This is a genomic window from Clostridium thermosuccinogenes (assembly GCF_002896855.1).
GTDB classification, from domain to species: Bacteria; Bacillota; Clostridia; order Acetivibrionales; family DSM-5807; genus Pseudoclostridium; species Pseudoclostridium thermosuccinogenes.
The window spans coordinates 2439024-2464084 of the sequence record NZ_CP021850.1; the positions used below are offsets into that span (position 1 = coordinate 2439024).

21 protein-coding genes are annotated in these 25061 nt (G+C 42.3%); 8 read left to right on the forward strand and 13 right to left on the reverse strand.

What is annotated here, in order from left to right:
• Positions 1 to 76: 76 nt before the first annotated feature.
• The 11 genes from CDO33_RS10615 to CDO33_RS10665 all read right to left on the reverse strand — a co-directional run bounded on the left by CDO33_RS10615 (position 77) and on the right by CDO33_RS10665 (position 16612).
• Entirely contained in the window at positions 77 to 1096 is a 1020-nt protein-coding gene (locus CDO33_RS10615) for a LacI family DNA-binding transcriptional regulator (protein ID WP_103081603.1), read from the reverse strand.
• Between the two features lie 413 nt (positions 1097 to 1509).
• A complete protein-coding gene (locus CDO33_RS10620; RefSeq protein WP_103081621.1) occupies positions 1510 to 3642 on the reverse strand; it encodes a DNA gyrase/topoisomerase IV subunit A in 2133 nt (710 codons plus the stop codon).
• 63 nt (positions 3643 to 3705) lie between these two features.
• Positions 3706 to 5685 carry a DNA gyrase/topoisomerase IV subunit B gene (locus CDO33_RS10625; RefSeq protein ID WP_103081602.1) on the reverse strand — a complete coding sequence of 660 codons (1980 nt, stop codon included), beginning with the start codon at positions 5683 to 5685 and terminating at the stop codon, positions 3706 to 3708.
• A gap of 273 nt (positions 5686 to 5958) precedes the next feature.
• A complete protein-coding gene (locus CDO33_RS10630) occupies positions 5959 to 7572 on the reverse strand; it encodes a copper amine oxidase N-terminal domain-containing protein (protein WP_103081601.1) in 1614 nt (537 codons plus the stop codon).
• 347 nt (positions 7573 to 7919) lie between these two features.
• A complete protein-coding gene (locus CDO33_RS10635; RefSeq protein WP_103081600.1) occupies positions 7920 to 8357 on the reverse strand; it encodes a threonine/serine exporter family protein in 438 nt (145 codons plus the stop codon).
• 5 nt (positions 8358 to 8362) lie between these two features.
• Positions 8363 to 9118 (reverse strand): threonine/serine exporter family protein, encoded by a 756-nt coding sequence (locus CDO33_RS10640; RefSeq protein WP_103081599.1) that lies wholly within the window; start codon positions 9116 to 9118, stop codon positions 8363 to 8365.
• 119 nt (positions 9119 to 9237) lie between these two features.
• Positions 9238 to 11442 carry an ABC transporter transmembrane domain-containing protein gene (locus CDO33_RS10645; protein ID WP_103081598.1) on the reverse strand — a complete coding sequence of 735 codons (2205 nt, stop codon included), beginning with the start codon at positions 11440 to 11442 and terminating at the stop codon, positions 9238 to 9240.
• Between the two features lie 100 nt (positions 11443 to 11542).
• Entirely contained in the window at positions 11543 to 12091 is a 549-nt protein-coding gene (locus tag CDO33_RS10650; protein ID WP_103081597.1) for a DUF1854 domain-containing protein, read from the reverse strand.
• Positions 12091 to 14415 (reverse strand): ABC transporter ATP-binding protein, encoded by a 2325-nt coding sequence (locus CDO33_RS10655; RefSeq protein WP_103081596.1) that lies wholly within the window; start codon positions 14413 to 14415, stop codon positions 12091 to 12093. The genes CDO33_RS10650 and CDO33_RS10655 overlap by 1 nt, the downstream gene beginning before the upstream one ends.
• Positions 14416 to 14728: 313 nt before the next feature.
• On the reverse strand, positions 14729 to 15778 hold the full coding sequence (locus tag CDO33_RS10660) for a Gfo/Idh/MocA family protein (protein ID WP_103081595.1): 1050 nt from the start codon (positions 15776 to 15778) through the stop codon (positions 14729 to 14731).
• A gap of 48 nt (positions 15779 to 15826) precedes the next feature.
• Positions 15827 to 16612: a sugar phosphate isomerase/epimerase family protein gene (locus CDO33_RS10665; RefSeq protein ID WP_103081594.1), complete on the reverse strand. Its 786-nt coding sequence runs from the start codon at positions 16610 to 16612 to the stop codon at positions 15827 to 15829.
• A gap of 175 nt (positions 16613 to 16787) precedes the next feature.
• On the opposite strand from CDO33_RS10665, the gene CDO33_RS10670 reads away from it, so the two are divergent.
• Positions 16788 to 17693, forward strand: a complete 906-nt coding sequence (locus tag CDO33_RS10670) for a helix-turn-helix domain-containing protein (protein ID WP_103081593.1) — start codon at positions 16788 to 16790, stop codon at positions 17691 to 17693.
• A 91-nt stretch (positions 17694 to 17784) separates the two neighbouring features.
• Here CDO33_RS10670 and CDO33_RS10675 read toward each other — a convergent pair whose 3' ends face one another.
• Together CDO33_RS10675 and CDO33_RS21465 are read right to left on the reverse strand one after the other, a co-directional pair.
• The gene (locus CDO33_RS10675) at positions 17785 to 17922 is read right to left on the reverse strand and encodes a sporulation protein YjcZ (protein WP_103081592.1); all 138 of its coding nucleotides are present in this window, start codon (positions 17920 to 17922) and stop codon (positions 17785 to 17787) included.
• Positions 17923 to 17963: 41 nt separating this feature from the next.
• Positions 17964 to 18086, reverse strand: a complete 123-nt coding sequence (locus CDO33_RS21465) for a hypothetical protein (protein ID WP_274540088.1) — start codon at positions 18084 to 18086, stop codon at positions 17964 to 17966.
• Between the two features lie 448 nt (positions 18087 to 18534).
• On the opposite strand from CDO33_RS21465, the gene CDO33_RS10680 reads away from it, so the two are divergent.
• The 7 genes from CDO33_RS10680 to CDO33_RS10710 are packed head-to-tail and all read left to right on the forward strand — an operon-like array spanning position 18535 to position 25042.
• The gene (locus tag CDO33_RS10680) at positions 18535 to 18852 is read left to right on the forward strand and encodes a hypothetical protein (protein ID WP_103081591.1); all 318 of its coding nucleotides are present in this window, start codon (positions 18535 to 18537) and stop codon (positions 18850 to 18852) included.
• A gap of 21 nt (positions 18853 to 18873) precedes the next feature.
• Positions 18874 to 19923, forward strand: a complete 1050-nt coding sequence (locus CDO33_RS10685; RefSeq protein WP_103081590.1) for a V-type ATPase subunit — start codon at positions 18874 to 18876, stop codon at positions 19921 to 19923.
• 9 nt (positions 19924 to 19932) lie between these two features.
• On the forward strand, positions 19933 to 21846 hold the full coding sequence (locus tag CDO33_RS10690) for a V-type ATP synthase subunit I (protein ID WP_103081589.1): 1914 nt from the start codon (positions 19933 to 19935) through the stop codon (positions 21844 to 21846).
• Positions 21847 to 21860: 14 nt separating this feature from the next.
• Positions 21861 to 22286, forward strand: coding sequence for an ATP synthase subunit C (locus CDO33_RS10695; RefSeq protein ID WP_103081588.1), 426 nt, complete (start codon positions 21861 to 21863; stop codon positions 22284 to 22286).
• Positions 22287 to 22313: 27 nt separating this feature from the next.
• A complete protein-coding gene (locus tag CDO33_RS10700) occupies positions 22314 to 22622 on the forward strand; it encodes a V-type ATP synthase subunit F (RefSeq protein WP_103081587.1) in 309 nt (102 codons plus the stop codon).
• Positions 22623 to 22631: 9 nt separating this feature from the next.
• Positions 22632 to 23240 (forward strand): V-type ATP synthase subunit E, encoded by a 609-nt coding sequence (locus tag CDO33_RS10705; RefSeq protein WP_103081586.1) that lies wholly within the window; start codon positions 22632 to 22634, stop codon positions 23238 to 23240.
• Between the two features lie 38 nt (positions 23241 to 23278).
• Positions 23279 to 25042, forward strand: a complete 1764-nt coding sequence (locus CDO33_RS10710) for a V-type ATP synthase subunit A (protein ID WP_103081620.1) — start codon at positions 23279 to 23281, stop codon at positions 25040 to 25042.
• Positions 25043 to 25061: the final 19 nt, after the last annotated feature.

The window sequence follows — 25061 nt, forward strand, 5'->3', positions numbered from 1 at the left end:
CGGAACCGTCACCACATCATTAGTGTAGAAAAGTAAATTTATGGCACAAAAACGTTTTTGTAAAAGGCAAAAATTTTTAAAGCTTTTTTACGCTCGCTCGGATGACTATTTCGTGTGGGATATACACATGCTTAACCTCTCTGGGGTCCTCTATAATCTTTTTCAATAGCGCTGCTCCATGATATCCGTTTTGTGACATATCCTGCCGTACGGTAGTTAATGCAGGCCGGATATATTCAGCAAGAGGAATGTCATCGAAACCGGTTACGGAGAAATCATCCGGCACAGCATATCCGGTGTCTTTTATTGCGTTAATCACTCCGATGGCCATGATATCACTCATGCAGATAAATGCCGTAGCGCCGTTCTTTCCATTTTTAAGAATATACTCCTTAGCACTATTATATGCCTTTTCCTCACTGAAATCACAGTAAATAATATTGCTATCGGGTAAGTCGAGTCCTTTACCGCACATACCTTCCTTAATTCCAGCCAACCTCTCCAAGGTGACTGCTGCGTTTTTTTTGCCTGCTATGACCAGAAACTTTCTATGATTCTGCTCAATCAAATATTCGGTCATTTCCCTGGAAGCTTTAATATTATCAATTGAAACACAGCCTACTTTATTGACTGCAATTGGAACATCAATCACAACACATGGGATATCGGAGTCCACCAGTTCTTTGAAATATGCATCGGTTGTGGTAATTCCGCTTAGAATAGCTCCGGCAATGTTTCTCTCTCTGCAGAACCGTGCGTAAGATTTTTTCTGCTGTCTTTTGGAATCAGTCGCATAAACCGAAACCTCCAAGTCATTTTCGGAGGCAAAGCGGTAAACACCCTTGAGCATTAAATACCATAAGTTATCATTGTCATTACTGTCCAAAAGCCCGGATACAATGAAACCAATGTTGGAGGCTGTTTTGGAAGAAAGTCCACGAGCAATTACATTAGGAGTATAACCAAGCTCTTTAATCGACTGGAAAATCCTCTCTTTCGTCTCAGGGCTGATGTCTTTATAACCATTAATTGCTCTGGATACTGTACCGATGGTGACTCCAGCATGTTTAGCCACATCTTTAATGGTTACAGCCATAAAATCACTCCAGTTGATTTACAAAAACGTTTTCATTGACACCTATATATTATCACACTGTTTGTAAAAAGTAAACAGTTTTGACTAAATTATTTTTGCATGCCATAAAGGCTGCACAGCGGAGTATCCATGTACATTGAAATTTACCGTAACCAATTGATGCTCCGATGCATGCAAAACCTTTATCATTAAAGAACATGTCCATTGCGGTAGACAATATTAGTCTACCACAATGGACAACTTTTGATTTTAATCAACCCACTCAGAATACCCACGTTGACTATATAATATCAAACTACCTAATATCTAATAATATCAAACATCAAGCATTAAACACTAAATAAATATTATATAGTAAATATTAAAAATTAAATTTGTAAATATCAAAAATTAAACGTTAGACATTAAAATTATTAAATATCGATGTCCAGTTTCAACTGCTTATCTTCCTCATCTTCACTCTTTATATAGCAGCCTACTGCCGGAATATTCTGCGTCCTGTAATAATCCGGGTCCTTGAAGTTAACTTGGCTTAAAGGCTTCACAGCAGTCATTATGCTTCCCTTCTTGGACTTCAACACTTGAACTCCCTGAGAATTCCTTGTAGTTTTGGAATTGATAGCGGAGGTGTTAAATACCAACGCTTTGTTGATGCTGCTGAAAGCCACCAAATCCATGTCCTCAATTATATGCATTATATTCACCAGGGGTGACAGATCGGAATAGGCATTGGCCAGCTTCTTCCTGTTAGTCTTGGTCGCATAGCTGGCAAGATCTATCTTTGCTACTTTCCCGTTTTCAAAGGAGAACAGCAAATAACCCTTATAGTCATCCGTTGCCACCATATAAAGTATCTTCTCATCCTCGTCCATTTCCAGCAAATTCGGCAAATACTCCCCAAGGCTGCTGGCTTTGCAGTCATTTATTTCATAAATTTTCAGCTTGTATACTGTTTGCTTGCTGGAAAACAGCAGCAAATCAGCCTTGTTGTGAGTTTCTACCTCCTGGATGATTCTGTCGTCGTCCTTTAATTTATGCTCCGGATTGGCTCTCAGAGACGTCAGAGCAATCTTTTTGAGGTAATTCTGCTCAGTAAGGAACAGCTTCAGGTTATAATCCTCTATCAGGAGATCCGGTGTGATTTCCTCTATTTCATCATCATATACAATCTGAGTGCGTCTGGGCTGTTCATACTTCTTTGCTACTTCTTTCAACTGCTTTATTATTATCTTTTTTATCTTTCCTTCATCGGAATAGGTTTCTTTCAGCTCATTAATCCCTTTTTCCAGGCTGCCAACCTCATCTACCCGATTTAATATATACTCCCGGTTAAGATTTCTCAGCTTAATTTCAGCTATATATTCCGCCTGAACCTGATCGATCCCAAACCCCTTCATAAGATTGGGAACAACCTCTGACTCCAGTTCCGTCTCCCTTATTATCCTGATTGCCTTGTCTATATCCAGGAGTATCTTTCTAAGACCATACAGCAAATGGAGCTTTTCCGATTTTCTGTCTATATCGAAAAGCAGCTGCCTTTTTATGCAGTTTATCCTGAAATCCGTCCACTCTCTGAGGATGGCTTTTACACCCATCACCTTCGGTCTGCCGTTAATCAGTATGTTAAAGTTGCAGCTGAAGGAATCCTGAAGCGGGGTCAGCTTGTAAAGCTTGTTCATCAAAGCATCCGGATCGGCATTTTTTCTGATATCAATTGTTATTTTCAGACCTTCCAGGTCCGTCTCATCCCTTACATCGGTTATATCCTTTATTTTTCCACCTTTTACCAGGTCGATTATCGCGTCTATTATCGCTTCGGTGGTTGTGGTATAGGGAATTTCGTATATTTCTATGCAGCTGTTTTCCCTGTCATATTTGTAGCTGGCCCTCAACTTGAAACTGCCTTTTCCGGTCTTGTATATTTCAGCCATTTCCTTTTCATTGTATATCAGCTGGCCGCCGGTGGAAAAATCCGGAGCTTTTAGGTATTTACCGATATCGGCATCTTCATCCTGTATATACTCTATAGTCGCTTCGCATACTTCCTTAAGGTTGAAGCTGCATATATTGCTGGCCATGCCCACCGCAATCCCCTGATTGGGGTTTACCAGTATATTGGGAAATGTGGTCGGCAGCAATGTAGGCTCCTTCATTGTGCCATCATAGTTGTCTACAAATTCCACAGTATTTTTGTCCAAATCCCGGAACAGCTCTTCACATATCTTGTCCAGCTTTGCTTCCGTATAACGGGGAGCCGCATACTTCATATCCTTGGAATACTGTTTCCCAAAATTTCCTTTGGAATCAATATAGGGGTGCAGCAGCGCTCCGTTGCTTTTGGTAAGCCTCACCATGGTCTCATATATCGGCCCGTCACCGTGGGGATTTAGTTTCATCGTCTGGCCTACGATATTGGCGGATTTTGTCCTGCCGCCGGTAAGAAGTCCCATTTTATACATAGTATACAGAAGCTTCCTGTGAGAAGGCTTAAACCCATCAATCTCGGGTATGGCTCTGGAAACGATGACGCTCATCGCATAGGGCATGTAGTTTTTTTCCAATGTTTCAATTATCTTTTGCTCAATATGGTTTTTCAAAGTTTAACCTCCCTAACTCACATCAATCATATCCATATATCTGTATCCGTTTTCTTCAATGAATTCTTTTCGTCCCTGAAGATTGTCCCCCAACAAAAGGTCAAAAACCTGCTCCGTCCTGACGACATCATCAGGCATAACCTTTATAAGCCTTCTGGTCTCAGGATTCATAGTGGTCTCCCACATCATATCCGGGTCATTTTCACCCAAACCTTTTGACCTCTGTATGGTATATTTGCCGCTTATCTTGGAAAGTATCTGGTTTTTTTCCTTTTCAGAATAGGCAAAATAGGTTTTATTTTTGGTGGTTATCTCAAAAAGGGGCGACTCGGCTATATATACCTTGCCGGCTTTTATAAGCGTAGGCACCAGCCGGTAAAGCATTGCCAGGATCAGCGTTCTTATCTGAAATCCGTCCACATCAGCATCGGTGCAGATTATCACCTTGTCCCATCTCAGGTTGTTGATGTCAAAAGTGTTAAATTCTTTATTATGCTTTGTCTTTATCTCCACACCGCATCCAAGCACCCTGAGGAGATCTACTATTATTTCATTTTTAAAAATGCTGTCGTACTCGGCTTTCAGACAGTTGAGGATTTTTCCCCTCACCGGGATAATGGCCTGAAATTCTGCATCCCTGCCCAGCTTACATGAGCCTAAAGCCGAATCACCTTCCACTATATATATTTCCCTTCTGCTCACATCCTTGGTACGGCAGTCCACAAACTTCTTAACGCGGTTTGAAATATCCAGGCTGCCGCTCAGCTTTTTCTTTATGTTCACCCTGGTCTTTTCCGCGGTTTCCCTGCTTCTCTTGTTTACCAGCACCTGCTCCAGTATCTTTTCACTTTCCACCTTATTTTCAATAAAATATACTTCCAACTGTTGTTTTAAAAAGTCCGTCATCGCCTCCTGTATAAACTTGTTGGTGATGGACTTCTTAGTCTGGTTCTCATAGCTGGTTATGGTGGAAAAGGAGTTGGTCACCAGGATAAGGCTGTCCTGAATGTCAGCAAAGGTTATTTTTGCTTCGTCCTTGTTATATTTGCCCCTGGCTTTCAGGCACTTGTCAATTTCGGTTACAAAAGCGTTTTTAACAGCCTTGTCCGGAGCTCCTCCGTACTCCAGGAAGCTGGAATTATGATAATATTCCAGCAAATTTATTTCGTTATTAAAGCAGAAAGCTATCTGCATTTTAACCTTGTATTCCGGTTTATCCTCCCTGTCCCTTCCTCTTGCGGAGGATTCATAAAACTGAATCTCGGTAAAACCCTTATCCTGATTTATTTCCTTAATATAATCAACTATGCCGTTTTGATAGCAATACTCATAGTCCGTTCCGGTTTCCTCGTCATGGAGCTTGAATATGATGCCTGCATTTACTACCGCCTGTTTTTTCAATGTGTTCTGGAAATACTCCAGAGGTATGTCTATATCAGTAAATACTTCCAGGTCCGGCCTCCATTTTATGAAAGTACCGGTGGTCTCATAATCACATTTTACCTTTTTAAGGCCTCCTATGTTTTCACCCTTTTCAAAATGCAAGTCGTACCGGTATCCATCCCGGTATACCGTAACATCCATATACTCCGAGCTGTATTGGGTGGCACAGCTTCCCAGTCCATTCAGCCCAAGGCTGAATTCATAGTTTTCTCCTGAATTGTTTTTGTACTTCCCCCCTGCATAAAGCTCGCAGAATACCAGTTCCCAGTTATATCTCTGCTCTTTAGGGTTGAAGTCCAGGGGTATGCCTCTTCCCTCATCCCTGACCGATATGGATTTATCCTTGTACCTAACCACCTCGATGACATTTCCATAGCCTTCCCTTGCTTCATCTATGGAGTTTGACAAAATCTCAAATACTGAATGCTGGCAGCCTTCTATACCGTCCGATCCAAATATAACGGCTGGACGGAGCCTAACCCTGTCGGCGCCCTTCAAAGATGATATGCTGTCATTTCCATATCCGGTATTTTTGACGTTTTTAGCCATTTGCCCCTCCACCTTTAAAATTTGTACCTATATACATTATACCAAACTTATGTTCGTGTCAAGAATATGTATTTTCATTTGAAGGATTCCCAGGCACGCATTGCATGCTTATTACAATGCCCAATCCATGCCACGCGCCTGGCACATTACAATTATATAGGCAGAAATGAAAATATTGCAAGCCTTAACACGCGAAAAAGCTTCCATAATATTACAGAAGCTTTTTCTTTTATAATGTTCTAGTTCTAATATTATCGTTATTACGAGCGGGAGCTATTCTTCTATAGTTGTGTAAAACAGTATTTCTTCTTCCAAATACAGTTCCATTTTCACTTTCATAGCTTCGGCTACAAATTCCGCCGGAACCATCGTCTTTCCTTCAACAACCGTTACAGGAGCGTCAAGAGTAACCTCACTGCCATTTAACAAGGCAGTTCTACTGTTCTGCTTCAGAACTACACTGATATCATCCTTTGTTATCACTACGGTTTTATCCTTGCCATTCCATTGGACATCTGCACCGAGAGCTTCAAACACAGTACGGGCTTCCACCATCAGTGTATCACCTTCAAAATATGGATCTGCCGTGAAATCTAGGTATTCATAATCCACCAATACACTGAAGGGGAAATCCTCCTCCACATATTCGTAATCCTCATAATCATCCAGATTGTAATTCGGGAATCCCATAAGGTCATTGAAGCTGATGGAATTGCTGCTGTCCACCTGGGGAAGTTCAAAATCTTCAACCTTGTTGATATCGGATATCGCACTGCTGAATTCCAGACCAATTTCATATGTACCGTAAGATTTGCTGGGCTTATTCACATAGATTTTTTTCCCTGCTTCTTTTGCCTTCATACGGTTGGAGGCATCTTCTATTGCACCTGTATCGATGACAAGGTCGATGTACCCGTTTTCCTCCACTATGTATCCTTCCGAGTTAACTGCATAAGTTATTGTTATGCCTTTTTCCCCAATAAATTTCACATCTTCAAAGGCACTGAGAGCGATATTGGCCTTGTCGATAAACTCCTGAATGTTTTTGCTCAGATCTTCCTCCAGCAGCTCTTTATCTTCGGTCGTTGCTTCTTCAGAACCATCCCCGGCAACATCGGCCAGTCCGGTAAAAGATGCGGCCACTTCTTTGAAAAGCTCCAGTGTACTTTTACTCTTAAGAGTATTATTTATGAAGTATTTCAACAAGTCCTTAAATGCTCCGTCGTTCAGCTTTAATTCATACACCGCAAGGGTTTCGCCATCTACAATCTTGTTTTCCTTACGGGTAACGGCAACAAAGCCCGGATCGAATTCATCTATATTGTCCTTTACAAAATCGAGCATCGTGTTTTGCAATGTGGTCGACAATTCTATGATCTTTTTATAGTTCAGCTGGGTATTGCTCTCAGATTCCGCCAAATCTTCCTGACCCATCACCAGATACTGCTTATCATAGAACTCTTCCGGAAGATACATTCTAAAGAAAGCAGGAATCTCCATAACCTGAGTCATAACAGGTTTTTCTCCCGAAAAATCAATATCCTGCCAGATGCCCATATTCATAGTCACTCCAAGAAGGCTCAGGCTGAGATCCATATCTTGCTTTAAGGCAGTTTTTTCTTTATTCTGTATAGTTTTGCCTTCCACTTTTATCTCCATATTATTAAGGATATCAGCAATCTGGCTTATGATGACTGATTCCTCTTCAGAAAGGCCCTTTACGTTAAAATGGATTTTAAGATTGGTGCTGTTCTCCATGGAAGTTATTTCTGATGACTTGACCAAAGCGTCAAGCAGGCTTTTTTCCTCTGCCGTGCATCCGGTAAAAAACGCTGTTATCATTGAAATAACCAGCACAACAGACAATGCTTTTAAAATTGCTCTCATTGCTATCCCCCTATTCAGACTATTGAAAATACAACTCTATATATTATATCGGGTAATATGAGAATAAAATTACAAAAATCACCTTTTTGTCTATTCTTACCAATTGCTTATTATAGACTTGTTTATTATAGACGTTTTTCGGTGCTGCATAAAAGCCTTGGGGTGTTCTTTTCGCTTTTTATTGAAACTATAATATTGCAGCAATCAATTTCGTGCGAATATCTATAGATAATTTAATGTTCTAACCAGCCATGTAAAAAACCTCTCATTGGACTGCCAAAAGCAGCAGCCGGAAATAAGCGGCGAACCATCGGATTTCTTGTTTATATTATGTACCTCTGCAATGCTTATGTGGCCTTTCGGCCCTTTTTCACATTTTTCATCACACGGAACACGGCTGACATGAGCATGATTCCCAGAGCGATGCAACCAGCACTGGCCAGAGTTTCTATACCCTTGCTTGCCGACTGGGCAAGCTCGTTCCCCACTATGTATTCCACAGTCTGATATGCTCCTATACCCGGCACCAATGGAAAGATACCTGATATGGAAAAAACGGTGGCCGGGCATTTAAGGCATCTGGCCGCAATCTCGCTGTACAGGCCGACACAGACTGCACCTACAAAGGTTGAAACTATGACTTGTCCGGTAATTTCATACAACCACGAGTAGGCAATCCATCCCACGGCACCGGACAGGCCTGCCCATACAAACCTATTCCTTCCGACATTGAAGGTTATGGCAAGGCTTAAGCTGCCAAAAAAAGCCAGTAAAATCTCCTTCATCTACGTCACACCCACCTGATTCCTATTGACAGCATTATACCAACACCGGAAGCTACCGCCACGGCAATAAATACTGCTTCTGCCAGGCGGTATATGCTGGAAACCGTGTCTCCGTACAATGCATCTTTTATACCGTTGGTCATTGCCACACCAGGCACCAGTATCATTATCGAACCTATGATTATTTTATATAAATTCATTTCAGGAAAGAGTTTAACCGCAAAAATGCTCATGGCTCCCGATATCATTCCCGATACGAAATACTCAAAAAATTGAAAGAAACCAACCCTGGAGATATTCTCCTTGACAGTAAAAACCATCAGACTTATGAACAAGGCGGCAACCGCTTCCTTTACGGAGGACTTAAAAAGCAGCGAATATACGAACGCAGCAACCCCTGATGCCGCAAGCCTTGTGGAGAATCTGTATCTTGGTGTGCTTTCTATGGCATTCAGAATTTCCATGGCTTCCTCATAACTTACCGCTTTCACCATCAGGCTTCGGGAAAAGGAATTGACCTTTTCTATCTTCTGCAGGTCGTTGATATGGCCTTTTATCCTTTTTACAACCGAAATCACTTCATCATCCTCGCCCTTTGCGGTGATGAAAATACCCGACAAAAGGACAAAGCATTCGGCTTCAACATCATAACTCCTGAAAATTCTTGCCAGGGTGTCCTCCACCCTGTACACTTCAGCTCCGCTTAATATCAGTATTTCGCCTGCTTTCATAGCCACATCAATGATTTCTCTCGTTCTCATACCCAGCTCCGTTCGGCATAAAAGTGACAAATGCATTTGTTATTTTGCTCATCTGCTTTATTATTTTTATTATAGCAAATAAAGCGCACATTTAACAATTTCGTTTCTTATCCGGCACATCAGCTTCCTGCTTTTGCCCCTCTGACCTTGAACATCTGCCGCTGGGCCATCACAAGGCCATAATATATTCCTTTCTTTTTCAGAAGTTCGTCATGGGTTCCCAACTCAGCCTTTTTACCCTTGTCGATTACCATCAGACGGTTTGCATTTTTCAATGTTGAAAGCCTGTGAGCTATGGCGAAGGTAGTACGATCCTTGACCAGCCTTGCCAGAGCTTCCTGTATAAGCTGCTCCGATTCTGTGTCCAGAGAAGCAGTAGCCTCATCGAGGATCAATATCCTGGGATTATGGAGGATTGCTCTGGCTATGGCAATTCTCTGGCGCTCACCTCCCGAAAGATTATAACCGTTTTCACCAACTTTCGTATCATATCCGTCGGGGAACTTGACTATGAAATCATGGGCATTGGCAATCTTCGCCGCCATTATTATCTCATCCATTGTAGCATCAGGCTTGGAGTACCTTATGTTATCCAGGATGGTGCCTGAAAAAAGGAAGGTTTCCTGAAGAACTACACCGATCTGGGATCTAAGGTCCTGAAGGGGTATGTCCCTTATGTCAATGCCGTCAATCAATATCTGTCCGTCGTCCACATCATACAGTCTCATAATAAGGTTGATAAGAGTGGACTTTCCTGCTCCGGAGTGCCCTACAAGGCCTATCATTTCACCTGGGCTTACTTCCAGGTTGATATTTTCCAATACAGGCTCATGGGACTGATAGCCAAAGGTCACGTTCCTGAATTCCACCCTGCCTTTTATCCTATGATGGACTACATGCCCGGTATCGGCAATCTCAGGCTCTTCATCAATTATTTCAAACACCCTTCCTATCGCATTCATAGCGTCGGCAAACATTCTGGGTAGAAAGCTCATAAAGCTTAAGGGACCATACAGCATTGATACATACTGGGTAAATTGCACCAATTGGCCCAGCTTCATCTTTTCCCCTAAAACCAGTTGGCTTCCGTAATAAAGCACAAAGAACTGCCCTATGCCCATAAAGAAGCCGTAAATCGGGAAAACAGTATTAAAAACCTTTTCTGCGTTTCCTGACACATCAGCATATTTGCGGCTGGCTTTTTTGAAGCGCAGAATCTCCTTTTCCTCCTGTCCGAAGGATTTCACAACCCGGATGCCGCTCAAAATGTCCTGCAGCAAAGAGTTGGCCTTGTCCCATGTTTTCCAGCATCTATGGTACATCGCATGTATCTTTTTCCATATCAGACGGATGGAAACGGTGACGAAAGGAGTAGGCAATATAACCAACAGGGCAAGCTTCCAGTTGGTCACAAACAATACGATGCATATCCCAATCAGGGTTATAATCTGGTTTATGCCTGTGGTGGTCTGGTGCTGTATGAATTCTTTTATACGGTTGGTGTCGCTGTTTATACGGTTCATCAGGTCACCGGTTTTTCGTTTCTGTATATAGCTCAGGGACAGCTCCTGAATTTTTGTGTATACCATGGAGCGCAGCTCTGCTGCAATATTGCTTCCGACCTTGATCATCACCCTGCCCCTCAGTACTGTAACCAAAGTATTCAATGATTGCACCAGAGCTATGGAGCCTACAAAGAAAAGAATCAGCTTTATATCACGGCGCTCTGCCATCAATACGTCATCAATGAAAACCCTGTAAAGATAAGGTGTAATAAGGGACAGGGCAGTTACCAGCCAGAAAAGCAAAAGGGCAATCCCTATGAGGCTCCAATAGGGTTTCACCACCTGCCCTAACTTCTTCAAGGCCGACATCCTGTCCATGCATTTGGGACATACCTTTGAACCCCTAGGTAAGCGTCTTCCACATTTAGGACAGACATTTTCGTCCTCACCGCTCACTATGTGCGGCTCTCTGCCCTCAGACAGGACATTTAAAGCTCTTGCAATATATGCGTACCTTGGAACATGCCTCATCGTATATCGGGCTATGATCTGAGGCTCACCGTTAAAAACCGCCTCGAGAATTCCATTGCCCACCATGCTGACTGATGCATATCCCCTGCCTTCGGTTATGTCAAATTCCTTTTTAATTCTGCCTTCCTCCAGAAAGAGTATTTTTATGCGGGTAACGACCACCCATCCGTCGGACTTCTTTCCCTTCTCATTCAGGTCGGCAGGAGTGCAATATAAAATTTGTTCATTCCCAAGCCGTTCGGAAACTATTCTTTTTTCCGCGTCCGGCAGCTCAAATAACAGTTTCATGTTACTTCTCCTTTAGAAAATCAGGATTTCATGGCAACAGAAAGAATTGCAGAGGTCCTTACATCGCATCCTTCAGGAAAGTGATGGATTTCCCTCCGCGTCATATTACGCTTTCCAGCTTTTTCACGCTTTTTTTGTCAAGGGATGCATAATCCTTTATCTCAAAACGGTTGCCGTCCACATCAATAATAAGTATGCGGCCGCTGTCCTCTCCTATAGGCACTATATTATGCCCTCCCCGGACAGTAAACCTGCAGGTTCCCACGTCGGTCAGCACATCCCAGTAATAATACCCGAACTCTTCCTTTATATTATTGATTTTTATGATCATCGGTGTAAAATATCTCCTGTCCAGTTGCTCCTCAATGAGTTTTGCAATATTCTCGGGGAAATCGTCAAGGCACCGAATCACTCCAATTTCTTTCGCTTTAACTCCAATTTCCTTGCTTTCCGGCTCCCTGACGGATATGTACTCCCTGGGTTTGGTAAAAGGGAATGCCCTGTAGAGATCAACCCTTGGATATTTCCTGCCGTCTTTTGTAGTCAAAGACAGGAAGCCTCCGTCGGTCCTTTCAAACTCTGCAGTTTCACTGGTGAGATAGTTTATTTCGGTATATTGCTCAATATCTTTCACAACCGTATCCGGCATCAGTCACCAACTCCTCTCATTTTCAAAGCTTCGCTCTGTTTTTGAACAAGCCTGTAATATGTTCCCTTCAAACCGATAAGCTCGCTATGGGTTCCGGACTCCACAATCTTTCCACCATCCAGCACAATGAGCTTGTCGGCATTTCTCAGCGTGGAAAGCCTGTGGGCTATGGAAATGGTAGTTCTGCCTTTAACCAGCTTGTCCAGGGCATCCTGTATCAGCCCTTCCGTCTCCGTATCCATCGCGGATGTTGCCTCGTCCAGTATCAGAATTTTCGGATCATACAAAATTGCCCTGGCTATGGATATCCTCTGGCGCTCGCCTCCCGAAAGGTCTCTTCCTCCCCTTCCTATTACGGTGTCATATCCGTCCGGAAGCTTTATGATAAAGTCATGGGCATGGGCAGCTTTTGCAGCTTTAAAGATCTCCTCCATTGTGGCTCCCGGCTTAGCATAAGCGATGTTCTCCGCTATTGTTCCCATGAAGAGGTAGGTTTCCTGAGACACGACACCAATATTCGCTCTCAGATCCTTCAGAGCGATATTCTTTACATTTACGCCGTCGATGGTAATTTCGCCCGAATCCACATCATACAGCCGGTTTATGAGGTTGGCTATCGTTGTCTTTCCGGCACCGGAATGTCCTACAATGCCCAGCATTTTACCTGCCTCAATTTCAAAACTTATGTCATGGAGAACAGGCTTGTTCGGTTCATAGCTGAAGTTCACCGACCGGAAGGAGATATTTCCCTTCATATCCCGCATTTCGACAGGATTTGGCGCATCAGTTATATCCGGAACCGCATCGATAACTTCAAAAATACGCTGTGCTGAATTCATGCAGCCGGACCACCAGTCAACTATCCTTGTCATGAAATCCAGAGGCCCGTACAGCATGCCTATGTAATTGATGAAGGTTATAAGCACTCCGAAGGATATTTTTCCGTTTACAACCTCCCATCCTCCGAACCCCCATGCGATGAAGGAACCTATGGTCATAATGTATCCTAAAAACGGGAACATGGTGCTTAGCAATTTCCCCAGTCCGATATCGACATTCAGAAGGGCTGCATTTGTCCGGGAAAACCGGTCCACTTCCAGGGCTTCCTTTCCAAATGCCTTTACAACTCTTACTCCTTTTAAGGTATCGTTAATCAGTGCATTCAGCTTGCTCGATTTTGAATATCTTCTGTGATATATCTTCCAAAGCTTTGGAAACAGCTTTTTTACGCTTATAATGATTAATGGTGTAGGTATAAATACCAGCAGCGCCAGCTTCCAGTTCATAGCAAACATAACGGCGGCTATTCCTATGATCTGCACCGCATTCACTATGAAATACGGCAGTCCGTCATGGAAAAAGCTCTGAAGCTGCTCAGCATCATTATTAATCCGGGTCATCAAGCTTCCTGTCTGCCGTTTGTTATAAAAACTCAGGGACAGCCTCTGCATGGCGGAAAATATCTCAGTTTTCAAATCAAATATTACTTTGACAGTCATACCGGAATTTATCCTTCCGTAAGCGATACCCACAAGCTGGGCTGCAACCCTGGCCACTACTATCACCAGGACTGTCATGCCTACCTGGCCATAGTACTTCCCGCCTTCCGTAAGCACCTGGTCAAACAATATTGTTCCGCTGAGATAGGGAAATAAAAGATTGAAGCCTGCATTTAGAAACATGCACAATATTATCAAAGACAGCTGCAGCTTATAGCGGGGAACGAAAGAAAGAACTCTTAAAAACACCGACTTCCTGTCGATGCATTTAGGACATACCTTTCTGTCCTGTTCAGGATAGAGAAGACCGCATTTTGGGCAATACTCCAAGGATTGAACTTCATCAAAATCCTCTTTTGTCAGCTCCTGACCCTGCTTTATTTTTTCAAAAAGCCTTACAAAGCTTCCTACCTTTCTGCCATGACTGTTGGTAAAGCAGCAAACTGCAATATCTTCGCCTGAAATCCTTGCGGTCAGCATCCCTGTAGATGCAAGATTGTCTACTGTAAGGCTTTCCACCTTTTCCAGGGGATATTCCTCAAAGCTTGTTTCCTTCCATCCGGCATCGTTTTGCCTGCTGCCACCACCCTTATTTTTGGATTTCCCTCCGGACTCTCTGAAACCGGAGAACAGCTTTAATTTGTCATTTCCACCAGCACCTGTGAGTATCACCAGATTGGTCCCTGTTACAGCAATCCAGATGTCGCAATAATTTCCGTCCACCGACAGATCAGCATTAACCGCTAATTTTATGGTGCTGGGATATATTTCATGATATTCCAGAGCTGCTTTTATATGATCCGGTATGACCTCCAACTGCCCCATAATAGATCCTCCATTCTAAGTGGATTATGTATGAAATCGTCATAGAAGCAGGATTTCATCAATTACTAAAGATGATAAAAAGAGCGCATAGATGCAAACGTATGTACTATTCTATTTCTAAAAAGAAAAAATGTCAATATATTGCAACTCAATATTAATTCTATTGGAAGCAAATTTCCAGGTTTTTATCCAAATACCTGCAAATACCTCCGATTTCCACTGATTTTTAACTAGTTTAAACCCTATTAGCGCCTGTTTTATGTAAAAAATAAAGCGACAGCCTTCAAAACTATCGCTTTACCTTTTTTTGTTATTATAACGAAATCTCCCTCATCAATTCACTGGATTTGTAAGCGGCATCTATTATCTTCATCAGAGCAGCACCCTGTTCGGGCTTGCTGTCAGGCTCCTTGTCGTTTATGATGCAATCGATAAAGTGGTCGAATTCGCTTACTACCTTCCTGTTGCTGCTCACATCCGGCAGGATGTTTATGCTGGTGTCAAATATTTCCGAATACAGCTTCAGTTCTCCGTTGACGAAGGACACTCCGCCTTTTGTTCCCATAAGCTCGTAATATTTGACTTCCTTTTCTATATTGGATGCCCAGCTGAACTCAAAGTTTACTGTGGCATTGCTGTCAGTCCTTAAGTGGCCGATGGCCATATCCTCCACATCAAACTTACCGTCTCCATTGTTTTTGTATCCGGCTCTCAAGCGGTTGTCGGAGTTGGCAAACTTGGAATAGGTGGCGCCGGAAACCGAAACAACCTGGGGATATCCCATAAAGTACATGACCAGATCCAGATAGTGCACGCCCAAATCTATCAAGGCGCCGCCTCCGGACAGTTTCTTGTCTGTAAACCATACACCCTTGCCGGGAATCCCGTTTCTTCTTCTCCAGCCGCATTTAGCATGATATATTTCACCGAACATGCCCTTCTCCACACAGCTCTTTACAAAAGCGGACTCGGCTGTAAACCTGTTGTTTAATGCCACCATGACTTTTCCTTTGTATTTGTTCTTGGCATCAACAATCTCCTGAGCTTCCTCAGCATTAATGGCAAGGGGCTTTTCGCAGTGCACGCTTATTCCTTTTTTCAATGCACTGATGGTGATGGGAGCATGCAGGTAATTAGGAGTACATACGCTTATAAAGTCCAATTTGAGCTTATCAAACATTTCATTATAATCGGTAAAAATGTTTTTTACGTTATATTTTTGCGCCAGCCTCTCGGCTGCAGCTATATTAGAATCACAAATTGCAGCAACTTCAACGCTGTCCCTTTTTGAATACTCGTTCAGATGCTTTTTATCAGCTATTCCACCAGCGCCGATGCATGCATATTTGAGCTTTTCCGCCACTTTTCTCACCTCATATCAAAGTAAAAACATCGTCAGCAAATTAATTTCCTATAATACTAAGCTCTTGAAATATTTTATGGTAAAATCCAATCCCCTGTCGCCTAATTCCCCGGACCATACACTGGAGTGAGGTTCTATGCTTAAACCTCCCTCATAGCCTTTTGCATGGAGAATCGAAATAAAAGAACCCCAATCTGTTTGATCCAAGCCGGCCGGTGGATCATCAAATCTCTGCCCGTCAACTATCAAGGAACCTTTAAGATGAACATGATAGAACCGGTCTCCCCAGTCCACCATTTCCTTAAGATAGTCAGCCCCTGCATATCTGCTGTGGGAAGGGTCATATTTGATACCCAGCTCTTTGAGGTGTCCATGGATAATGGTCCAAGCCATAGGGTTATGGACAAAGTTCACCTTGCGGCAATTATATGTGGATATTTTTACATTCTTACTCCTTGCATATTCAATCAGTTTTGAAAAATAATTTATCGCAGCCGTGCAGTTTTCATAATATGAAAGATTATCCTGATAGTTGCATCCGCATACAAAATTTGTGCAATTCAAATAATTTGCTGCATCAATCAAACGATATGAAAGGTTTAGCTCCTCAGGAACAATATTTCCTCTCTCATCTATCCGGTTTACCTTCCATCGTCCTATGGACCCCACCTCAACCCCATACTTGTCCATCCATTGCTTTATTTGGGGAAGGTTCCTCAGAAACTCTTCCGAGTCACAGTTGGGGTTTATGCAGAATTCCAGAAAATCCAAACCTTTACTTTTTGCCATTATAAAGCTTTCTTCATTCGGTGGCGCAATAATTCCCAGTTTCATATTGACCTCCCTTTCAAGGCGCAACAAAGTTTATTTTTCCAACATTGTATAAATTACAACACAACCGTTATACCAACAGCTTTAATTTTAAACTATCATATATAAAAAGATTGTTATATAATAAACATATAAAAAAATATAAAAAATTTGCGATTTTGGGATAGTAGGTGTTATTATGTCTGAACCGTATTTTGAATCGGACCGCCCTGCGTCCGGGACCTTGCAGTATCCATTTTCATGCCACTTGGAGAATACAAGAAAAAGAGCTTTTAAAGTGAATGCCCATTGGCACTATTATATAGAAATTTTATACTCCCTTTCCGGCACAGCCCGGGTCATTCTCGGAGGCGCCTGTTACTCCCTGAACAAGGGGGATATGATATTGATAAACGGACGGGAAGTTCATTCCATATCATCGGATGAAGGTGTGGATACCAAATACATTGTAATCCGTTTTGACCCTCAGGTTTTGTATACTACATCAAGAACGGTTTTTGAATCTAAATACATTCTTCCCTTCGTCATGGCAGAATTCAAGCATCAGAAGCTTTTTGCCGAGGAAGAGATATTCAATACACCGGTTCCTGTGCTGATCAATGAAATATATCAGGAATTCAGGGAAAAGGCGTATGGTTTCGAGCTCGCTGTAAGAACCGATATAGGCAGATTATTTCTATGGATACTCAGAACCTGGTATAATAAAGGGCTTACTCTGGATATAGGCAATAAATTGAAGGAAAGCGAAATACAGAAACTGCAAAATGTGTTTAATTATCTCGATGAGAACTACAAGTACGACATAACGGCAGAATCAGCCGCCAAACTCTGCAACATGAGCTACAGCTATTTTTGCCGTCAGTTTAAGGCGCTCATCGGGAAAACCTTCACCGAATACCTTAATCATATAAGGATTACCGAAGCAGAAAAGCTTCTATTGACCACGGATATGAATATTACACAGATAGCGTTGGAAACCGGTTTTTCCAACTCCAGTTACTTCATCCAGCAGTTTAAACATTTTAAAAATATATCTCCCAAGCAGTTCAGAAAAAAAATACTGGGCATAAAAACAAGTAAATAAGTGAAGGCTATAAAGCTGATAAGCACGCAATAACAAAAGGAGGGTGAAACCTCTCCTTTTGTTATTCGGGGTTTTTTGGTTTATCCATCTATTATTCCTTGCATCCGTATCCTCCGAAAAATCCGGGGAATAGCAAGCATATGATGATCAGTATTATTATAATCCACCAAATCACTTCAAAGCCAAAGCCGCAGCCAAAGCCAAAGCCTATGCTTCTGTCATCTGCCATACCACTATACCTCCTCAACCACCATGCCACTGTAATGTACATTACAGGCCGTAATCGTAACCGCCAAAGTTCCAGAATAACAACAGGAATAAAATTATGAACCAGAGAATGGTGTCGTCTTTAAAAAATTTTCCGAAACCTCCAAATCCGCCTTTGCCATCCATAATATAAATCTCCTTTCCTTTTGAATTTTCAATAATATACTATTCATCAAGCAAGCTTTATGTTACCCTCCCATTCATAAATAAATTTAGCTCACCGTGCCGGCATTTCCGATAGTCCAATCCCTCGCGCTTGCAAATCACAATTATTAATGGAAAATAATAATGATGAAAATAAATTCTTGTTTTGTGATAACATTTTAAATTTTTATTAAATATAACGCCAAATTTACCACTCTGGGATGACGAAGAAATATCATACAGCTTTTGAAAGATATTTTAATTTATTAACCAAATTTACCTATGAAAAGATAAATTCATATCTTTTTTCAGTTTGACACATAATTTACATGTGATAAAATTGAGTTTAATTTGTTTTTTGCAGAATTTTACCATGCGGCAACTGCCCTTTTGGGGCATGCTTAAATGGTAGTCCGAAGGGGTTTTACGGATGGAAGACATAATAAAACAGGTTATAGAAAGTGAATACAGAGCACGGCAAATAGTGGAGGAAGCTGAAGAAAAACGTAAACATTTTACAGACACCGTCGAAGATGAAATTCGGAAAATAAAGGACGGTATTTTTGCTTCCGTTAATAAAGAGATAGAAGAAATCCGAAAAAATAATCAGCATCAGGCTGATATTAAGGTTAAGGAAATCATGTCAAAAGCCGAGGATTCTGTTAAAAGGATGCAGCAAAAATATGAATCCAACCGGCAGGTTTGGGCGAAGGCTTTACTGGATTCCATACTGGGTGAAAGGGGTTAATCCCTATGGTGGTGAATAGCAATGATTGGAACAATATTCAAGTACAATTCATCAAATATCAAAGCCAGAGCTCTGTTTGGAAAATTGCTCGATTCCCATGATTATTATGAGCTGCTGGAAAAAAGAACCGTCCAGGATGTGGCAGGATACCTTAAGAAGAACACCAGTTATGGCCATCTTCTTTCGGATGTAAATGAAGCCATGGTTCATAGGGGTGACCTGGAAAAGCTGTTTAAGACATCCCTGTATGAGGATTATATTAAGCTGTTCCGCTTTCTCAGCGGTAAAGCGGAGGAATTTTTGAAAGCAATTTTTCTTCGTTATGAGACGGAAGACCTGAAAATGCTGTTTAGAATAGTATATAACGGTGAGGCAGGTGAGCCGGCCAAAAAATACCTGTTTTTTCTGAGTTCCTTCAGCTCTCTGGATTTCAAAAAGCTGACCGCCTCAAAAAGCATACGGGATGTTATTGATAATTTAAAAGGAAGCGAATATTTCAAAGTGCTTTCACCTTTTTGGAATGTCGATAAGCCTATCAGCCTTTTTGACATAGAAATGGCTCTGGATTTGCACTATTTTATGAAAATCTCAAAGCTCAAAGATGAGCTTTTATCCGGTGCCGATCTTAAATCCGTCGGAGACATCTTCGGTACGGAAGTTGATATCCTGAATTTGCTGATGATATACCGGTGCAAGAAGCTTTTTCACACATCCAGAGAATTAACTTTTAAATACGTTATTCCCTATTGGTATCACCTGACCCGAGAGCAGCTGGTTCAGCTTTCCGGATGCCGTGATACCGATGGTTTTAAAGCTTTAGTAGAAAAGACAAAATATGCTGGCATATTTGACTCTTCCGAAGAACACCTTTGGGAAGTAAATTCAATGAATTATCTGTACAGAATTTATAAAAGGCATCTTCGCAGTGATGTATTCAATATAGGCACCACAATTGCTTATCTGCATCTTAAGGAGATAGACATCAGAAATATTATTACACTGATTGAGGGTGTCCGCTACAGTCTTCCCAAAGATGAAATAAGAAGCTATTTAATCGGAATCAGCATTTGAGGTGATTTAATGTCGATACTTAAAATGAAGTTTGTGAGCATTGTGGGGCTAAATGAATACTTTGATGATTTTGTGCTCAAGTATATAGTAGATAGCGGCATGCAGCTGGAGAATGCTCTGAGCTACCTTGAAACCGTCAAAGGGCTTACCCCTTATGATGGCAATAATCCCTATTATGATCTGGTAACACGAAGCACCGCCCTCGTAAATGCCATGGGACTAAAAAAAGAGTTAAAGGAGAGCACTGACAGCACCAGGCAAATTTATGATTCTGCCGATGAAATCCGTTCAGACATTGCCAAGCTGGAAGAAGAGTACAGAGGTCATTCGGAGCATCTCGAAAAGACCAAGGAAATGCTCAATAAATGCATCCATATGGAAAAGCAGCTGGAGCTTCTTGCCAATATCGATGTGGATATAAAAGCTTTTTTCAACTTCGAATTTATCAAGTTCAGGTTTGGAAAAATGCCGAGGAAGTCTTATGAACAGCTGCAATTGATGTCTAACGATCTGGAGGCTATCGCCATACCTGTTTCTCAGGAAAAGGACTTTATCTGGCTTATATATTTTACACCCAGGAATTTTAGTGAAAAGGTAGATGGTATTTTTTCCTCTCTTTACTTTGAACGCACCCGGATATCCGACGAAGTCCAGGGTACTCCTTCTCAAGCATTAAGGCAGGTAAGGGATAAAATAACCTCCCTGCGTTCGGAAATGAAGGACGCTGAAAAGGCTATCCGAGACTTTACAAGCAAGCACCGGGAAAAGGCTATCAACCTGTATTATTCCTCGATGAGGCTGAACCGCGTATCGGAAGTCAGAAAATATGCAGCCCATACCATGAAATCTTTCTATATCATCGGATGGATGCCGGAAAAGGAGCTGAACAGGCTTATTCCGATACTGGATAAGGATGAAAAGATAATATATATCCATAAGGAGCCGGACACCGAAAAACTATCTCATCCGCCTACCGAACTCAAAAACAACCGAATCTTCCGCCCCTTTGAAACCCTTGTCCGCATGTACGGGTTGCCTTCCTACAATGAAGTGGACCCGACACCCTTTGTTGCGTTAACCTACTTCCTCATGTTTGGCTTCATGTTCGGAGATGTGGGTCAGGGGCTGGTTATTTTGGCCGGAGGCATTTTTATGCTTTTTAAGCTTAAAATAGCTTTTGGAGGAGTCATCCTTGGGGCTGGAATATCTTCCACGCTATTCGGATTTGTATACGGAAGCGTGTTCGGCTTTGAAGATTGGCTACCGCCTCTTTGGATGAATCCCATGCACGATATAAACACCATGCTGATAGCAGGAATCGGTATGGGCATGGCATTGATAATCGTAGCCATGGTATTGAATATAGTAAACGGCATCAAAGCCCATGATCTTGCGAGGATTTTCCTCGATAAGAACGGAATACCCGGGTTTGTGTTTTATCTGGGGGGTATTGTCTCAGTGGTATACTTTTATCTGAATAACAAACTCATGGTATCCGCCGGAATAACTGCAGCCATACTCTTGATTCCTATATTGCTGATGTTTTTTAAAGAGCCCATTGAAAATTTCATACATAAAAGAAAAGCCATAGCCCAGAGCAAAGGTGTATTCTTTGTTCAAACCTTTTTTGAGCTTTTTGATGTTGTTCTTTCCTTTTTGAGCAACACGATATCTTTCATAAGGCTGAGCGCTTTTGCCCTGAACCACGTCGGCCTGTTCATGGCTGTATTCATTCTGGCGGAAATGGCCAGTGGCTTTGGCAGCGTTGTGGCGATCATAATCGGCAATATCCTCATCATCGGGCTGGAAGGGCTCATTGTCGGCATACAGGGCTTAAGGCTCGAATATTACGAATTGTTCAGCAGATTTTTTACCGGCAACGGTAAACCTTATAAACCACTAAAAAAACAGTATTTTTCATGATTAGGAGGATCATTATGGAGTTTATTTTAGTAATAACTGTATTTCTGGTATTATCAATCATCGCACTAGGGCTATACTGCATTAAGAAGGGAATCTCCGGCAAAGGTGCAAAAAAAATACTCAGCATCAATATCTTCAGCATTTTCAGCTTATTGATTATCGCTACGGTATTAATGTTCTCCGGAAACGTATATGCCCAGGGAACCGAAGTGCAGGCAGCAGATTCGGTAAATGGTTTAGGCCTTATAGCCGCTGCTTTGTCTACCGGTCTGGCAACCATAGGCGCAGGAATAGCTGTGGCAATATCCAGTTCTGCTGCTCTTGGAGCTATAAGCGAAGATTCCGGCCTTCTGGGTAAATCCTTGATTTTCGTTGGTTTGGCAGAAGGTATAGCTATATATGGCCTTATAGTTTCAATACTCATATTGGGCAGACTGTAAAATGCCGTAAGGCTGGAGGTAATTTAAGTGAAAATGTACCTTATAAGCGATAATATTGACACCCTTACCGGAATGCGTCTGGCTGGAGTTGAAGGGGTTGTTGTCCATGAGGAGCATGAGGTGCGGGATGCGCTTGCTGAAGCGATTGAAAAAAAGGATGTTGCCGCGATACTGATTACAGAAAAGCTGGTCGACCTCATCCCAGATTATATCAAGCAAATCAAGCTGACATTAAAACAGCCTCTCATCGTGGAAATCCCCGACAGGCATGGCACCAGCAGGCCTTCCGATCTTATAACCAGGCGTGTCAGGGAATCCATAGGCTTGAAGATTTGAGGTGATTGTTTGTTAAGCATATACGAAAAGCTAAGGCACTTTAATGAAGTAATTTTAAAAGATGCAGCCTCTGAACGGGATGAAATACTCCGTCAGCTTGAAGAAAGCACACAGAAGCGCATCGATCTTGAAAAAAGTAAATTTGAAGAGCAGGCCAGACAGTTGCTTTATAAAGAAACTGTTCAGGCTGAAAATGATAAAAACAACAGGATTTCTAAAGCAATAATTGACAGCAGGCACCTTTTGGTAAAGAAAAGAGAAGAAATAGTCAATACAATATTGAAGGACACCAGAAGCTTATTGGAAGACTTCATTCAAAAGGACGAAGCCTATCTCCCCTATCTTGCCCGGATTATCCGTCAGGCATGCAACTCTGCCGGCGATGGAGATCTGGTAGTATATTTAAGACCGGAGGATGCACAAAGGCTTGCACCTCTAATGGATGAAGTGAAAAAAGACCTTCCCCCGAATACCGTCTTTGAGCAAACCAATGATGATATCATAGGCGGATGCAAAGTTTTTAACAAGACCACCAATACTGTAGTAGACGAAACTTTGGCAGGCAAGTTAGAAGGCAGCAGGGATAAGGTCCTTGAAATCTGTGATTTAAAGATTTAGATTCGTGTATTTAAAGTAGGTGAAATTACTTGAACAATATGGACAGTATAGGAGCAGGCAAAAGCCAGATTAGCAGGATAAACGGTCCGGTTGTCAAAGCCAGGGGTACTTCCGGCATGAAAATGCATGAGACCGTTCTTGTGGGCGATAAAAACCTAATCGGTGAAGTCATATCCCTGGACAAAGATATTGCTACCATTCAGGTATATGAGGTTACCACAGGATTAACCGTAGGCGAACCTGTCAAACCCACGGGAAAACCTCTTTCCGTCAGGTTGGCGCCTGGAATTATCGGCAACATATTCGACGGCATAGAAAGACCCCTGCGTAATATCGGGGAAAAATCCGGAGCCTTCATACCCCGCGGTGTTGAGGTGGAGTTCCCCAATGCTGATGAAAAATGGCCCGTGCATATGCTGGCAAAACCCGGCGATAATGTGACGGAGGGTATGATTGTAGCAGAGACGCAGGAAACGCCCCTCATAAAATTTAAAATAATGGTGCCTCCCGGGATAAATGGCAAAATTGTCAGTGTTAAACCGGATGGGGATTATACTGTCAATGATACCCTTATGGAGATTTCAACTCCCGGAGGTGGTGTATACTGTCTCACCATGCTGCAGGAATGGCCGGTAAGAAAACCAAGGCCGTGCTTGGAGAGGATGGTGGTTACCGAACCACTGGTAACCGGACAGAGGGTTGTTGATACCTTCTTCCCCATCGGTAAAGGCGGAGCAGCAGCGATACCCGGAAGTTTCGGCACGGGAAAAACGATGACCCAACACCAGCTGGCCAAATGGTCGGACGCGGACATAATCGTGTATATCGGCTGCGGTGAACGGGGAAATGAAATGACGGAAGTTCTGGAGGACTTTCCAAAGCTCATCGATCCCAAATCGGGACGTCCCCTCATGGAACGCACGGTTTTGATCGCCAATACCTCCAACATGCCCGTTGCAGCCAGGGAAGCATCCATATACACCGGAGTAACGCTGGCTGAGTTTTACAGGGATATGGGATACAACGTAGCCATCATGGCGGATTCCACTTCCCGTTGGGCGGAAGCTCTGCGTGAAATATCCGGAAGACTTGAAGAAATGCCGGCCGAGGAAGGTTTTCCTGCCTATTTGTCTTCCAGGCTTTCAGAGTTCTATGAGAGGGCAGGAAAGGTTAGGAATCTCAATAACACCACCGGATCAATAACGATAATCGGCGCGGTATCCCCCCAGGGTGGCGATTTTTCAGAACCCGTCACACAAAATACAAGACGGTATATACGGTGTTTCTGGGAACTCGACAGACAACTGGCTTACGCAAGGCACTATCCTGCCATCAATTGGCTGTCAAGCTACAGCGAATATGTTGACACCCTGGAAAAGTGGTATGATGAAAATGTTGATCCGCGCTTCATGGACTACAGAAGCCGTTTGCTGAAAATTTTGCAGGAGGAAAGCAAGCTTACTGAAATAGTAAAGCTCATCGGCAGTGACATGCTTCCTGATGACCAAAAGCTCGTCCTCGAAACCGGAAAGGCCATACGCCTTGGTTTTCTGCAGCAGGGTGCTTTTCATCCTGTGGATACCTATGTTCCCCTGCAAAAGCAATTTATGATGATGGAAGTAATACTTATGCTTTATGAAAGAGCTTATGAAATCATCCGGAGAGGAGTTCCCATAGCCCAAATTAAAAATACCGGATTGTTTGATGAAATAATTAAAATGAAATACAATATTAAAAATGATGAACCCGAACGTTTTGAAGAGTTAAAGAAAAGAATTGCCGATAGTCTTAATGGTCTATAAAATCTATGAAAAAGGAGGA

Excerpts from the sequence above, each read along its gene's own strand:
- CDO33_RS10615 (WP_103081603.1), bottom strand. The coding sequence starts at position 1,096 with ATGGCTGTAACCATTAAAGATGTGGCTAAACATGCTGGAGTCACCATC.
- CDO33_RS10620 (WP_103081621.1), bottom strand. The coding sequence starts at position 3,642 with ATGCCCTATGCGATGAGCGTCATCGTTTCCAGAGCCATACCCGAGATT.
- CDO33_RS10625 (WP_103081602.1), bottom strand. The coding sequence starts at position 5,685 with ATGGCTAAAAACGTCAAAAATACCGGATATGGAAATGACAGCATATCA.
- CDO33_RS10630 (WP_103081601.1), bottom strand. The coding sequence starts at position 7,572 with ATGAGAGCAATTTTAAAAGCATTGTCTGTTGTGCTGGTTATTTCAATG.
- CDO33_RS10635 (WP_103081600.1), bottom strand. The coding sequence starts at position 8,357 with ATGAAGGAGATTTTACTGGCTTTTTTTGGCAGCTTAAGCCTTGCCATA.
- CDO33_RS10640 (WP_103081599.1), bottom strand. The coding sequence starts at position 9,118 with ATGAGAACGAGAGAAATCATTGATGTGGCTATGAAAGCAGGCGAAATA.
- CDO33_RS10645 (WP_103081598.1), bottom strand. The coding sequence starts at position 11,442 with ATGAAACTGTTATTTGAGCTGCCGGACGCGGAAAAAAGAATAGTTTCC.
- CDO33_RS10650 (WP_103081597.1), bottom strand. The coding sequence starts at position 12,091 with ATGCCGGATACGGTTGTGAAAGATATTGAGCAATATACCGAAATAAAC.
- CDO33_RS10655 (WP_103081596.1), bottom strand. The coding sequence starts at position 14,415 with ATGGGGCAGTTGGAGGTCATACCGGATCATATAAAAGCAGCTCTGGAA.
- CDO33_RS10665 (WP_103081594.1), bottom strand. The coding sequence starts at position 16,612 with ATGAAACTGGGAATTATTGCGCCACCGAATGAAGAAAGCTTTATAATG.
- CDO33_RS10670 (WP_103081593.1), top strand. The coding sequence starts at position 16,788 with ATGTCTGAACCGTATTTTGAATCGGACCGCCCTGCGTCCGGGACCTTG.
- CDO33_RS10675 (WP_103081592.1), bottom strand. The coding sequence starts at position 17,922 with ATGGCAGATGACAGAAGCATAGGCTTTGGCTTTGGCTGCGGCTTTGGC.
- CDO33_RS21465 (WP_274540088.1), bottom strand. The coding sequence starts at position 18,086 with ATGGATGGCAAAGGCGGATTTGGAGGTTTCGGAAAATTTTTTAAAGAC.
- CDO33_RS10680 (WP_103081591.1), top strand. The coding sequence starts at position 18,535 with ATGGAAGACATAATAAAACAGGTTATAGAAAGTGAATACAGAGCACGG.
- CDO33_RS10685 (WP_103081590.1), top strand. The coding sequence starts at position 18,874 with ATGATTGGAACAATATTCAAGTACAATTCATCAAATATCAAAGCCAGA.
- CDO33_RS10690 (WP_103081589.1), top strand. The coding sequence starts at position 19,933 with ATGTCGATACTTAAAATGAAGTTTGTGAGCATTGTGGGGCTAAATGAA.
- CDO33_RS10695 (WP_103081588.1), top strand. The coding sequence starts at position 21,861 with ATGGAGTTTATTTTAGTAATAACTGTATTTCTGGTATTATCAATCATC.
- CDO33_RS10710 (WP_103081620.1), top strand. The coding sequence starts at position 23,279 with ATGGACAGTATAGGAGCAGGCAAAAGCCAGATTAGCAGGATAAACGGT.